15 protein-coding genes are annotated in these 13,219 nt (G+C 64.1%); 14 read left to right on the top strand and 1 reads right to left on the bottom strand.

The window, feature by feature from the left end:
* Positions 1–39: 39 nt before the first annotated feature.
* Positions 40–363 (bottom strand): HdeA/HdeB family chaperone, encoded by a 324-nt coding sequence (locus tag AB4118_RS22755; RefSeq protein ID WP_441491877.1) that lies wholly within the window; start codon positions 361–363, stop codon positions 40–42.
* Positions 364–606: 243 nt separating this feature from the next.
* Between AB4118_RS22755 and AB4118_RS22750 the strand changes: the two genes are divergently transcribed.
* The 14 genes from AB4118_RS22750 to nuoL all read left to right on the top strand — a co-directional run bounded on the left by AB4118_RS22750 (position 607) and on the right by nuoL (position 13,219).
* Complete coding sequence (locus AB4118_RS22750) at positions 607–987, top strand: NADH-quinone oxidoreductase subunit A (protein ID WP_441491920.1); 381 nt, start codon at positions 607–609, stop codon at positions 985–987.
* A gap of 65 nt (positions 988–1,052) precedes the next feature.
* The gene (locus tag AB4118_RS22745) at positions 1,053–1,637 is read left to right on the top strand and encodes a NuoB/complex I 20 kDa subunit family protein (RefSeq protein ID WP_069880655.1); all 585 of its coding nucleotides are present in this window, start codon (positions 1,053–1,055) and stop codon (positions 1,635–1,637) included.
* 68 nt (positions 1,638–1,705) lie between these two features.
* Entirely contained in the window at positions 1,706–2,311 is a 606-nt protein-coding gene (locus AB4118_RS22740) for an NADH-quinone oxidoreductase subunit C (protein ID WP_441491876.1), read from the top strand.
* Positions 2,312–2,316: 5 nt separating this feature from the next.
* Positions 2,317–2,751: a GFA family protein gene (locus AB4118_RS22735; protein WP_441491875.1), complete on the top strand. Its 435-nt coding sequence runs from the start codon at positions 2,317–2,319 to the stop codon at positions 2,749–2,751.
* Positions 2,752–2,753: 2 nt separating this feature from the next.
* A complete protein-coding gene (locus AB4118_RS22730; protein ID WP_069880658.1) occupies positions 2,754–3,944 on the top strand; it encodes an NADH-quinone oxidoreductase subunit D in 1,191 nt (396 codons plus the stop codon).
* Positions 3,944–4,888, top strand: a complete 945-nt coding sequence (gene nuoE / locus AB4118_RS22725) for an NADH-quinone oxidoreductase subunit NuoE (RefSeq protein ID WP_441491874.1) — start codon at positions 3,944–3,946, stop codon at positions 4,886–4,888. Before AB4118_RS22730 ends, nuoE begins: the two co-directional genes overlap by 1 nt.
* Before the next feature lie 8 nt (positions 4,889–4,896).
* Positions 4,897–6,201 carry an NADH-quinone oxidoreductase subunit NuoF gene (gene nuoF / locus AB4118_RS22720; RefSeq protein WP_113518448.1) on the top strand — a complete coding sequence of 435 codons (1,305 nt, stop codon included), beginning with the start codon at positions 4,897–4,899 and terminating at the stop codon, positions 6,199–6,201.
* Between the two features lie 4 nt (positions 6,202–6,205).
* The gene (gene nuoG / locus AB4118_RS22715; RefSeq protein ID WP_441491873.1) at positions 6,206–8,269 is read left to right on the top strand and encodes an NADH-quinone oxidoreductase subunit NuoG; all 2,064 of its coding nucleotides are present in this window, start codon (positions 6,206–6,208) and stop codon (positions 8,267–8,269) included.
* Positions 8,270–8,275: 6 nt separating this feature from the next.
* Complete coding sequence (nuoH, locus tag AB4118_RS22710; protein WP_113518450.1) at positions 8,276–9,295, top strand: NADH-quinone oxidoreductase subunit NuoH; 1,020 nt, start codon at positions 8,276–8,278, stop codon at positions 9,293–9,295.
* Positions 9,295–9,537 (top strand): hypothetical protein, encoded by a 243-nt coding sequence (locus tag AB4118_RS22705; protein ID WP_441491872.1) that lies wholly within the window; start codon positions 9,295–9,297, stop codon positions 9,535–9,537. The genes nuoH and AB4118_RS22705 overlap by 1 nt, the downstream gene beginning before the upstream one ends.
* Before the next feature lie 22 nt (positions 9,538–9,559).
* Complete coding sequence (gene nuoI, locus AB4118_RS22700; RefSeq protein ID WP_043236790.1) at positions 9,560–10,048, top strand: NADH-quinone oxidoreductase subunit NuoI; 489 nt, start codon at positions 9,560–9,562, stop codon at positions 10,046–10,048.
* 181 nt (positions 10,049–10,229) lie between these two features.
* Positions 10,230–10,853 (top strand): NADH-quinone oxidoreductase subunit J, encoded by a 624-nt coding sequence (locus AB4118_RS22695; RefSeq protein WP_441491871.1) that lies wholly within the window; start codon positions 10,230–10,232, stop codon positions 10,851–10,853.
* Entirely contained in the window at positions 10,850–11,158 is a 309-nt protein-coding gene (gene nuoK / locus AB4118_RS22690; protein ID WP_043236787.1) for an NADH-quinone oxidoreductase subunit NuoK, read from the top strand. The genes AB4118_RS22695 and nuoK overlap by 4 nt, the downstream gene beginning before the upstream one ends.
* A gap of 27 nt (positions 11,159–11,185) precedes the next feature.
* The gene (gene nuoL, locus AB4118_RS22685; protein ID WP_441491870.1) at positions 11,186–13,219 is read left to right on the top strand and encodes an NADH-quinone oxidoreductase subunit L; all 2,034 of its coding nucleotides are present in this window, start codon (positions 11,186–11,188) and stop codon (positions 13,217–13,219) included.

Here is a 13,219-nt window from a genome sequence, read left to right as displayed (position 1 = left end):
CCGGTATTTCCTGTAGGCAAGGGCTTAGGCAAAGGCATCTCAGGGGGTGGGCGCTGGCAGGAAGACGGCGCGTGTCTCGGCGCCGAGGAGCGGAAGCTGCGGCGTCTTTGCGCAGAGCGAGAGAAGTTCGGCAGGCGCCGCGGTGACCTTCTCGACGTCGAGCAACGGACGCTGCGCGCCGCCGGCATAATAGCCGGCGAGCCACAGCACGAGCTGACTCTGGTCGTTGCTGATCATGGCGCTGAAATCGGCGCAGGTCGCGCGGGTGAGATCGATACTCTCGGCATGTGTTGCGCCGGCGGGGGCGAGCAAGCTTCCGGCCAGTGTCGCGAGCGCCGCGATACGGTGGAGTGGTCGGACCATGCGTCTCGCTCCTGGGGCGGCTGATTCCCGCAATAAAGCCGATTCGTAACCATCTTGTCGCGGCGTGCGCCTGCTACTTGGTGCGAGCTATCGGTTTTGCGGTAAAAATTGCGTGCAATGCGTCTGGTTCATTGCCGTGACGCGGTTGTGCGACGCGGCGAACCCTTGCGTGATTCTAGAGTAGGGGCTAATCGACTGCCGATGCGTGTGCCGCGGGTCTGGGCCCGCGAAGCGAGGTTGTCCATGCAAGCATTACCTGTACCGTCCTTGCTGAGCGACTACCTGCCGCTGGCCCTCTTCATCGGCGTTTCCATGGTCATTGGTCTTGCGCTGCTGATCGCACCGTTCGCCGTCGCGTATTCAAAACCGGACGCTGAAAAGCTCTCCGCCTATGAGTGCGGTTTCAACGCGTTCGATGACGCGCGCATGAAGTTCGATGTCCGCTTCTATCTGGTCTCGATCCTGTTCATCATCTTCGATCTCGAGGTCGCCTTCCTGTTTCCCTGGGCGGTCGCGTTCGGCGATCTCGGCTGGTATGGTTTTTGGTCAATGATGATCTTTTTGGGCGTCCTGACCGTCGGATTCGTCTACGAATGGCGCAAGGGCGCGTTGGAGTGGGACTAACCGTCGGCTCGCGAGGCGCCGCCTCGGTGTTGATCTGACGGTAACGGGTTCACAAGGGTAGTTTCATGGCAATCACAGCGATCGACCGCGGCGATCCGCTCGTCGCGCCCGCGCCCCGGGGGCTGCTCGGCCCGGACGGGAAGCCGGTGGGTGCGCGCGATCCCTTCTTCGTCGAGATCAACAACGAACTCGCGGACAAGGGTTTCCTCGTCACGGCGACCGACGACCTGATCAACTGGTCGCGTACCGGTTCGCTGATGTGGATGACCTTCGGCCTCGCCTGTTGTGCCGTCGAGATGATGCAGCTGTCGATGCCGCGCTATGACGTCGAGCGCTTCGGCTTCGCGCCACGTGCGTCCCCGCGCCAGTCGGACGTGATGATCGTTGCCGGCACGCTGACCAACAAGATGGCTCCGGCGCTGCGCAAGGTCTATGACCAGATGCCCGAGCCGCGCTACGTCATCTCGATGGGCTCCTGCGCCAATGGCGGCGGCTATTACCACTATAGCTACTCGGTGGTGCGCGGCTGCGACCGCATCGTGCCGATCGACATCTATGTCCCCGGCTGCCCCCCGACTGCGGAAGCGCTGCTCTATGGCGTGCTGCTGCTGCAGAAGAAGATCCGGCGCACCGGCACGATCGAACGCTAACGCCCCCGCACCCTGGCGGGGATTGCTCCGGTCGTGACGATGCGAGCGGCGAAAAGGTTGAGGTTGAGATGAGCGAAGAGCTCGTGACACTCGGTGAAGAGATCAAGGCTGCGCTGCCCGGCGCGGTCGTGAACGCTGTCGTCGCCTTCGATGAGCTGACGGTCGAGGCCGAGGCTGCGTCGATCGTCCAGGTCATGGCGACGCTTCGCGACGATCCGCGCTTTCGCTTCGTGAACTTCACCGATATCGCCGGCGCCGATTATCCCGCACGCGAGAAGCGCTTCGACGTCGTCTATCATCTGCTGTCGCCGCGCCATAACCGGCGTATCCGCGTCAAGGTGCAGACCGACGAGGCGACCCCGGTTCCGTCGATCATCGATGTCTTCCCGGCCGCGAACTGGTACGAGCGCGAGGCCTATGACTTCTATGGAATCCTGTTCTCGGGGCACCCGGATCTGCGTCGAATCCTCACCGATTACGGGTTCGAGGGCTATCCGCTGCGCAAGGACTTCCCGCTGACCGGCTTCGTCGAGGTTCGCTATGACGACGAGCAGAAGCGGGTCGTCTACGAACCCGTGAAGCTCAGCCAGGAATTCAGGAATTTCGACTTTTTGAGTCCCTGGGAAGGCACGGATTACGTGCTGCCAGGTGACGAGAAGGCGAAGGGAGCCTGAACGCGATGGCTGCTGCCGACAAATCCCTGTCCGGAGGCTGTCTCTGCGGTGCGGTCCGCTTTGCGGCCGTGCCGGAGAAGCTGGAAATGGATGTCTGCCATTGCGGCATGTGCCGGAAATGGAGCGGCGGCACCTTCATGGCCGTGCCATGCACCGGGGTCACTGTGGACGATGACGCTTCGCTCAGCGTGTATCCGTCCTCCGACTGGGGCGAGCGCGTGTTCTGCAGGACCTGCGGCTCCAGTCTGTTCTGGCGGCTGCGCGGCGGAGAGGGGCATGTCGCCGTCTCCTTGCAGAGCTTCGACGACCTTTCGCCCTTTGCCTTCACCGAAGAAATCTTCATCGACGAGAAGCCAGCGCTCTATGCCTTTGCAGGAGAGCGGCCGCGCAAGACCGGCGCGCAGGTCGTCGCCGAATTCGCCGCGAAACAGGCGGGCTGAGAATGACCGAGCACAACATCCGCAATTTCTCGATCAATTTCGGGCCGCAGCACCCGGCGGCACACGGCGTGCTGCGCCTCGTGTTGGAGCTCGACGGTGAGATCGTCGAGCGCGTCGATCCGCATATCGGCTTGCTGCATCGCGGCACCGAGAAGCTGATCGAAGCCAAGACCTATCTGCAGGCGCTGCCCTATTTCGACCGGCTCGACTATGTCGCGCCGATGAACCAGGAGCATGCCTATTCGCTCGCGGTCGAGAAGCTGATGGGGGTGACCGTGCCGCGGCGCGGCCAGCTCATCCGCGTGCTCTATTCCGAGATCGGCCGCATCCTCTCGCATATCCTCAACGTCACCACGCAGGCGATGGACGTCGGTGCGCTGACGCCGCCGCTCTGGGGCTTCGAGGAACGCGAGAAGCTGATGATCTTCTATGAGCGGGCCTGTGGCGCGCGCATGCATGCGGCCTATGTCCGGCCGGGCGGCGTTCACCAGGACCTGCCGCCCTCGCTGATCCACGATATCGCCGAATGGTGCGACCCCTTCCTCAAGGTCTGCGACGACCTCGAAGGACTGCTCACCGACAATCGCATCTTCAAGCAGCGCAATGTCGATATCGGCGTCGTCGATCTCGACACCTGCTGGAAATGGGGCTTCTCGGGCGTGATGGTGCGCGGCTCCGGCGCCGCCTGGGACCTGCGCAAGAGCCAGCCTTACGAATGCTATGAGGAGATGGAATTCGACATCCCCATCGGCAAGAACGGCGACTGCTACGACCGCTACTGCATCCGCATGGAAGAGATGCGCCAATCCGTGCGCATCATGAAGCAGTGCTGCGAGAAGCTGCTGGCTGCCGATGGTGGCGGCCCGGTCTCCTCGCTGGACGGCAAGATGGTGCCGCCGAAGCGCGGCGAGATGAAGCGCTCGATGGAAGCGCTCATCCATCATTTCAAGCTCTACACCGAGGGCTACAAGGTCCCCGAAGGCGAGGTCTATGCCGCCGTCGAAGCGCCAAAGGGCGAGTTCGGCGTCTATCTCGTCTCCGACGGAACCAACAAGCCCTATCGCTGCAAGATCAAGGCTCCGGGCTTCGCCCATCTCCAGGCCATGGATTTCATGTGCCGCAAGCACATGCTGGCGGACGTCTCCGCAATCCTCGGCTCTCTCGACATCGTTTTTGGTGAGGTGGACCGCTAATGTCCGTCCGTCGTCTCGCGCCCGATCACGTTCAACCCGCGTCCTTCGCCTTCACTGCGGCGAACGAGAACTGGGCTGATCAGCAGATCGCCAAATATCCGGAAGGCCGGCAGGCTTCCGCCGTGATTCCGCTGTTGTGGAAGGCCCAGGAACAGCATCACGGCTGGGTTCCGCGCGCCGCGATCGAGGCCGTGGCGAAGAAGCTCGCGATGGCACCGATGCGCGTGCTGGAGATCGCGACCTTCTACACCATGTTCAATCTGCAGCCGGTCGGAGCCCATTTCATCCAGCTCTGCGGCACGACCCCTTGCGCGCTGCGCGGAGCCGAGGCGCTGAAGAAGGTCTGCGAGGACGTCATCGGCCCGCAATCGACCGTATCTGCCGATGGCAAGCTGTCCTGGCTCGAGGTCGAATGCCTCGGCGCCTGCTGCAACGCCCCGATGGCGCAGGTCAATTTCGACTATTACGAAGACCTGACGCCCGAGAATTTCCGCGCGCTCCTCGACGATCTGCGACATGATCGGCCGACGAAGCCCGGCCCGCAGATCGACCGCTCCTGCTCGGAACCGGTCGGCGGTGGCGAAACGCTGAAGGATCCGGGCCTTTATGACGGCTCCGTGATCGGGGCCGGCAACTGGCAGGCTCGCGTCACCGAACAGCGCAAGGCAGCGGCCGAGGCTGCAGCTGCCACGGCAGCGGCGGAGGCAGCGGCCAAGGCGGCTGAGGCGACGCCGGCAGCGGTTGCGACCAAGCTGGCGACCGAGACGGCGGCTCCCGCCCGTCCGGAGCCTTCGTCCCCGGCCCAGCCTGCGGGCTCCGCGCAGGACACACCGGCAGCCGGCGGCAAGGTCGACAAGGACGCCGTTGCTGAATCTGCGAAGCCGGCCGATGCGCCGGCGCGCCGTACGCGGGCTGCCAAGCCCAGCGACAAGCCGAAAGAGTGAGGCGAGACATGCTCGCAGATCGCGACCGCATCTTTACGAACCTCTACGGCCGACACGACCTGTCGCTGAAGGGGGCCATGGCGCGTGGCGCCTGGGACGGTACCAAGTTCCTGCTCGAGCAGGGGCGCGACTGGATCATCGACGAGATGAAGCGCTCGGGCCTGCGCGGGCGCGGCGGCGCCGGCTTCCCGACCGGACTCAAGTGGTCGTTCATGCCGAAGCAGAACGACGGGCGTCCGCATTACCTCGTCGTCAATGCCGACGAATCGGAGCCCGGCACCTGCAAGGACCGCGAGATCATGCGCAACGACCCGCATACGCTGGTCGAAGGCTGCCTGATCGCTTCCTTCGCGATGGGCGCGCATGCGGCCTACATCTATATTCGTGGTGAGTATGTCCGTGAGCGCGAGGCGTTGCAGCGCGCCGTCGACGAGGCCTATGCGGCAAACCTCATCGGCAAGAACAACAAGCACGGCTATCCGTTTGATCTCTATGTGCATCACGGCGCCGGCGCCTATATCTGCGGCGAAGAGACGGCGCTGCTGGAGAGTCTCGAAGGCAAGAAGGGCATGCCGCGGCTGAAGCCGCCATTCCCGGCCAATGTCGGCCTCTATGGCTGCCCGACCACCGTCAACAACGTCGAGTCGATTGCGGTGGCGCCGACCATCCTGCGCCGCGGCGCGAGCTGGTTCTCCTCGCTCGGCAATCCGAACAATGTCGGCACCAAGCTGTTCTGCGTCTCGGGCCATGTGAACAAGCCCTGCAACGTCGAAGAGGTGATGGGCATCCCGTTCCGCGAGCTGATCGACCGCCATTGCGGCGGCATCCGCGGCGGCTGGGACAATCTGCTCGCCGTCATCCCTGGCGGTTCCTCCGTGCGCATGGTGCCCGCCGAGCAGATCATCGACACGCCGATGGATTTCGATTCGCTCTCGAAGCTGCGCTCGGGCCTTGGCACCGCCGCGGTGATCGTCATGGACAAGTCGACCGATATCGTCCGCGCCATTGCCCGTATCAGCTATTTCTACAAGCATGAGAGCTGCGGCCAGTGCACGCCGTGCCGTGAGGGCACGGGCTGGATGTGGCGCGTGCTCAACCGCATGGCCGAGGGCAGGGCGCAGAAGCGCGAGATCGACATGCTGCTGGACGTCACCAAGCAGGTCGAAGGCCACACGATCTGCGCGCTCGGCGATGCCGCGGCCTGGCCGATCCAGGGGCTGATCGCGCATTTCCGTCACGAGATCGAAAAGCGCATCGACGATTATGCCGCCAATCCGCATTCCGAGCCGGCGCGGCTGATGGCGGCGGAGTAAGACCATGACCAAACTCGTCATCGACGGCATCGAGGTCGACGTCCCGGCCGATTACACCGTGCTCCAGGCCTGCGAGGCTGCCGGCGCCGAGGTGCCGCGCTTCTGCTTCCATGAGCGCCTCTCGATCGCCGGCAATTGCCGCATGTGCCTCGTCGAGGTGAAGGGCGGGCCGCCGAAGCCCCAGGCCTCCTGCGCCATCGGCGTGCGCGACCTGCGCCCCGGCCCGAATGGCGAGCCGCCGGTCGTCTCGACCAAGTCGCCGATGGTCAAGAAGGCGCGCGAAGGGGTGATGGAGTTCCTGCTCATCAACCACCCGCTCGACTGCCCGATCTGCGACCAGGGCGGCGAGTGCGACCTGCAGGACCAGGCGATGGCCTATGGCGTGGACAATTCCCGCTATGCCGAGAACAAGCGTGCGGTCGAGGACAAGTATATCGGCCCGTTGGTGAAGACGACGATGACGCGCTGCATCCACTGCACGCGCTGTGTCCGCTTCACCACCGAAGTCGCCGGCGGCACCGATCTCGGCGCCATTGGCCGCGGCGAGGACATGGAGATCACGACCTATCTCGAACAGGCGATGGGTTCGGAACTCCAGGGCAACATCGTCGATCTTTGCCCGGTCGGCGCGCTGACCTCGCGGCCTTACCAGAACAAGGCCCGGCCCTGGGAGCTGACCAAGACCGAATCCGTCGACGTGATGGATGCGGTCGGCTCCGCCATCCGGGTCGATTCCCGTGGCCGCGAGGTGATGCGCATCCTGCCGCGCGTCAACGAGGCGGTGAACGAGGAGTGGATCTCCGACAAGACCCGCCATGTCGTCGACGGCCTGCGCACGCAGCGTCTCGACCGGCCCTATATCCGGCAGAACGGCGCGCTGAAGCCTGCAAGCTGGAACGAGGCCTTTGCGCTGATCGCGGACCGGCTGAACGCGACCGGGCCTGAGCGCGTCGGCGCGATCGTCGGCGACCTTGCCGCGGTCGAGGAGGTTTTCGCGCTGAAGAGCCTGATGGCCGCGCTTGGCGTCGGCAATATCGACAGCCGCCAGGATGGTGCGAAGCTGCATCCCAGGCATGGTCGCGCCAGCTACCTCCTCAATGCAGGCATCGCCGGGATCGAGGATGCGACCTCGCTGCTGATCATCGGCGCCAATCCGCGCAGGGAAGCGCCGATCCTCAACGCCCGCATCCGCAAGCGCTGGCTGCGCGGTGACTTCAAGGTCTCGCTGATCGGCGAACAGGCCGATCTAACCTACGCCCATGACTATCTCGGCGCTGGTCCCGAGACCCTCGCCGATCTCGTCAAGCGCGCTCCGGCTGCCGGCGACAAGCCGATGGTTCTGGTCGGGCAGGGCGCTCTCGCCCGCGCGGACGGCGAGGCGATCCTCTCGCTCGCCGCCAAGGCGGCACAGGTGCTGGGCGCGGTCAAGGACGGCTGGAACGGCTTCGGCGTGCTGCACACCGCAGCCGCCCGCGTCGGTGCGCTGGATCTCGGCTTCGTGCCAGGCGAGGGTGCACGCGATGTCGCCGGCATGGTTTCGCCCGGCGCACTCGATGTGCTGTTCCTGCTCGGCGCCGACGAGGTCGAAGTCCCGGACGGGGCTTTCGTGATCTATCAGGGTACCCATGGTGACCGTGGCGCGCATCGCGCCGATGTCATCCTCCCGGGCGCCGCCTATACCGAGAAGTCCGGCACCTATGCCAACACCGAGGGCAGGGTGCAGATGACCGATCGTGCCACTTTCCCGCCGGGCGATGCCCGCGAGGATTGGGCGATCCTGCGGGCGCTCTCCGGTGTGCTCGGCAAGACCCTGCCCTTCGACTCGCTCGCGGCGCTGCGCCAGGCACTCTACGCTGCCCATCCGCATTTCGCCGGGCTCGATACGCTTCCGGCGGCTGACGCCTCTTCGCTTGGCGCCCTTGCGGGACTTGGCGGCAAGACCGACAAGGCTGGCTTCGCCTCGCCGGTCGCTGATTTCTACCAGACCAACCCGATCGCGCGTGCCTCGGCCGTGATGGCGGAATGCTCGGCGCTGGCCTCTGGCCGGATGCGGCAGGCGGCGGAGTAAGGCCAGATGAACTGGGATATCGTCCTCGATCTCGCGATCATTCTCGGCAAGAGCCTGCTGCTGCTGGTTTGCCTGCTCGTCTTCATCGCCTTCATCCTGCTGGCGGACCGCAAGATCTGGGCGGCGGTGCAGCTTCGGCGCGGCCCGAACGTGGTCGGGCCGTTCGGCCTGTTCCAGAGTTTCGCCGACCTGCTGAAATTCGTCTTCAAGGAGCCGATCGTCCCGTCGAGCTCCAACAAGGGCGTCTTCCTGCTCGCCCCGCTGGTCTCCTGCGTGCTCTCGCTCGCGGCCTGGGCGGTCATCCCGGTCGCGGATGGCTGGGCGATCGCCGATATCAATGTCGGCATCCTCTACATCTTCGCGATCTCGTCGCTCGGCGTCTATGGCGTGATCATGGGCGGCTGGGCCTCGAACTCGAAATATCCGTTCCTCGGCGCCCTGCGCTCAGCGGCCCAGATGGTCTCCTACGAAGTCTCGATCGGCTTCGTCATCATCACCGTGCTGCTCTGCGTCGGCTCGTTGAACCTGTCAGCCATAGTGGAAGCGCAGAACACGAGCTGGGGCATGCTGCGCTGGTTCTTCCTGCCGCTGTTCCCGATGTTCGTCGTCTTCTTCATCTCGGCTCTGGCCGAGACGAACCGGCCGCCCTTCGATCTGCCGGAAGCGGAGTCCGAGCTCGTCGCCGGCTTCATGGTCGAGTACTCCTCGACGCCGTATCTGCTGTTCATGCTCGGCGAATACGTGGCGATCATGACCATGTGCTCGCTGACCACGATCCTGTTCCTCGGGGGGTGGCTGCCGCCGTTCCCGATCGCGCCCTTCACCTGGCTGCCCGGCGTGTTCTGGTTCGCGCTCAAAATCTGCCTGGTGTTCTTCATGTTCGCCATGGTGAAGGCCTTCGTGCCGCGCTACCGCTATGACCAGCTGATGCGCCTCGGTTGGAAGGTGTTCCTGCCGATCTCCCTGGTCTCGGTGGTGGTCGTGGCGGCAGTGCTGCAGATCACTGGCTGGGGGCCGGTGCGCTGATGGAATTATCCACTGCGGGGCTGATCGGCGCTGCCGTCGGTCTGGTCCTGGGGTGGGTGGACTACAAGGTCGTCGGAGACCTCGTCGAGCGCGCGCTGCGCCGGACGGATACCTCGACGACCCGCGAGGAGAAGGATGATTACGAACGGCGCATCAGGCTGTTCAGGATCGTCTTTCTGATCGGCACCATGGGGTTCTTCCCCATTCTGGGTTACCTGCTCGGCCGTCTGCTGTTCGGTTGAGTTTGTGAAGAGGATGAGAGCGATGTCACTCGCGCAAGCCGCCAAAGGGCTGCTTCTCAAGGAGTTCGTTTCGGCGTTCTTCCTGTCGATGCGCTATTTCTTCAAGCCGAAGGCGACGCTCAACTATCCCTTCGAGAAGGGCGTGCTTTCGCCGCGCTTTCGCGGCGAGCATGCGTTGCGCCGCTATCCCAATGGCGAGGAGCGCTGCATTGCCTGCAAGCTCTGCGAGGCGATCTGCCCGGCCCAGGCGATCACGATCGAGGCCGGTCCGCGACGCAATGACGGCACGCGTCGCACCACGCGCTACGACATCGACATGACGAAGTGCATCTATTGCGGCTTCTGTCAGGAAGCCTGCCCGGTGGACGCCATCGTCGAGGGGCCGAACTTCGAATTCGCGACCGAAACCCGCGAAGAACTGTTCTACGACAAGGCAAAACTGCTGGCGAACGGTGATCGCTGGGAGCGCGAGATCGCGCGCAACATCGCGATGGATGCGCCGTATCGCTGAGGCGGTGAAGACCTCCGCGGCTCCGGGCATCCGGGGCAGCGGGTCGGGATGACGAGGGATGGGGAGCGTCGCGCGGTTGTCGCGTCCGGCGGGCCTCTCTATAGACGCTCAAAACTGTGCCTGACTCGCTCGGGCACGCTTGAAACGAGGGCCGCCCGCAAGGGCGGAAGGGCTGACCGAGATGAACGCCGCAGCGGCATTCTTCTATCTGTTCTCTGGCATCACCGTCGCTTCGGCGTTCATGGTGGTGTCGTCGCGCAACCCCGTTCATTCGGTGCTGTTCCTGATCCTGGCCTTCGTCAATGCGGCTGGCCTGTTCCTGCTGCTCGGGGCCGAGTTCCTCGCGATGCTGCTGGTCGTCGTCTATGTCGGCGCGGTCGCTGTGCTCTTCCTCTTCGTGGTGATGATGCTCGACGTGGATTTCGCCGAGTTCCGCCAGGGCTTCCTGAACTACCTGCCGGTCGGGGCGCTGGTCGGGCTGATTTTCCTGGTCGAGCTGCTGCTGGTGGTTGGCGCCTGGGTGATCGATCCGAAGATCGTCAGCACGCCCGTCGCCGCGATCCCGGCCAGTATCAGCAACACCGAGGCGCTCGGCCAGGTGCTTTACACCCAGTATGTCTATTACTTCCAGGCGGCCGGTCTGGTGCTGCTTGTCGCCATGATCGGCGCGATCGTCCTGACGCTGCGCGACCGTCCCGGCGTCAAGCGCCAGAATGTCGTCGCCCAGAACGCCCGCACCAAGGAAACCGCGATGGAAGTGCGCAAGGTGCCCTCGCGCGCCGGCCTGCCTGAGGAGACCGTCTGATGATCGGCCTGGGACATTATCTCGCGGTCGGCGCGATCCTGTTCACGCTTGGCGTGCTCGGTATCTTCATCAACCGCAAGAACGTCATCGTCATCCTGATGTCGATCGAGCTCATCCTGCTCGCGGTCAACATCAACTTCGTGGCCTTCTCGTCGTTCATGAACGATCTCGTCGGCCAGGTCTTTGCGCTCCTGGTGTTGACTGTCGCGGCGGCGGAAGCCGCGATCGGCCTCGCCATTCTTGTCGTCTACTTCCGAAATCGCGGCACGATCGCGGTGGAAGACATCAACATGATGAAAGGCTGAGCGCGCCTGCGCGCCCTGCTAGCTGCCATGTATCACGCGATCGTCTTCCTCCCGCTCCTCGGCTTCCTGATCGCCGGCCTCTTCGGCCGGCTGATCGGATCACGCGCCTCGGAGATCGTCACCACCTCGCTGCTGATGGTCTCGGCCGTCCTGTCCTGGATCGCCTTCTTCAATGTCGGCTTCGGCGCGGGCACCACGCGCATCCAGGTCGCGACCTGGCTCGCATCCGCCGATCTGCGCGTCGACTGGGCTTTCCGCATCGACACGCTGACCGCGGTCATGCTGGTCGTCGTCAACACCGTCTCTTCGCTCGTGCACCTCTACTCCATCGGCTACATGCACGAGGATCCGCACCGGCCGCGCTTCTTCGCCTATCTCTCACTCTTCACCTTCGCCATGCTGATGCTGGTGACGGCGGACAACCTGGTCCAGATGTTCTTCGGCTGGGAAGGCGTCGGTCTCGCCTCCTATCTGCTGATCGGCTTCTGGTACCAGAAGCCCTCGGCGAACGCGGCTGCGATCAAGGCCTTCGTCGTCAACCGCGTCGGCGATTTCGGTTTCCTCCTCGGCCTCGCCCTGGTCTTCGTGCTGTTCGGCTCGGTCACCTTCGACAGCATCTTCCCGAAGGCGGGCGAACTGACCGGCCAGACCTTCCGGTTCCTCGGCTATGAGTGGAACGCGCTGACCCTGACCTGCCTGCTGCTTTTCATGGGCGCGATGGGCAAGTCGGCGCAGTTCCTGCTGCACACGTGGCTGCCTGACGCGATGGAAGGCCCGACCCCGGTCTCGGCACTGATTCATGCCGCGACCATGGTCACCGCCGGCGTCTTCATGGTGGCGCGCCTGTCGCCGATCTTCGAATATGCGCCGGTCGCAATGACCGTCGTCGTCGTCATCGGCGCAACCACTGCCTTCTTCGCGGCGACCGTCGGGCTGGTGCAGAATGACATCAAGCGCGTGATCGCCTATTCGACCTGCTCGCAGCTCGGCTACATGTTTGTCGCGCTGGGCGTCGGCGCGTATTCCGCCGGCATCTTCCACCTCTTCACCCACGCCTTCTTCAAGGCGCTGCTGTTCCTCGGGGCCGGCTCGGTCATCCACGCGATGCACCATGAGCAGGACATGCGCCACATGGGTGGGCTACGGAAGCACATTCCCTTCACCGCGGCTGCGATGACGATCGGCACGCTGGCGCTGACCGGCTTCCCGTTCTTCGCCGGGTACTTCTCGAAGGACGCGATCATCGAGAGCGCCTTCGCGGCCAAGCATGGCTTCGCCACCGACTACGCCTTCGTGCTGCTGGTCGTGGCTGCCTGCTTCACCTCGTTCTACTCCTGGCGCCTGTATTTCATGACCTTCGAGGGGCGTCCGCGCTGGGCCGACCACGGCCATGACGCGCATGGTCATGACGATCACGCTCATGCCGCGCATGCCCATGGTCACGATGACCACGCGCATGCCGGACATGGCCATGACGGTCACGGCGATCACGCGCACCAGCCGCATGAGAGCCCGCTCAGCATGCTCGTGCCGCTTGCGGTGCTCGCGCTCGGTGCCGTTGCCGCCGGCTTCGTCTTCAAGGAAGCCTTCATCGGCCACGACTACGAGCATTTCTGGAAGGCCTCGCTGTTCACCGGCAAGGACAACCACATCCTGCATGCGATGCACGAGGTTCCCGGCTGGGTCGTGGCCTCGCCCTTTATCGCGATGGTGCTCGGCTTCGTCGGCGCGCTCTACTGCTACGTGCTGCGCCCGGACGTGCCAGGCAAGCTCGCGAAGGCGAACCCTGTCCTGTACCGCTTCCTGCTCAACAAGTGGTATTTCGACGAGATCTACGACTTCCTGTTCGTTCGTCCGGCTAAATGGCTCGGCCGCTTCCTCTGGAAGAAGGGCGACGGCTTCATCATCGACGGTTTCGGCCCCGATGGCGTCTCGGCTCGGGTGGTCGATGTCACCAACCGCGTCGTCCGGCTCCAGACCGGTTTTGTCTATCACTATGCCTTCGCCATGCTGATCGGCGTCGCGGGCCTGGTGACCTGGTATTTGCTGACTCGCGGGTGA

Source organism: Allobosea sp. 2RAB26, from assembly GCF_052115465.1.
Lineage (GTDB): Bacteria > Pseudomonadota > Alphaproteobacteria > Rhizobiales > Beijerinckiaceae > Allobosea.
This window is presented reverse-complemented; position numbering and strand designations above follow the sequence as displayed.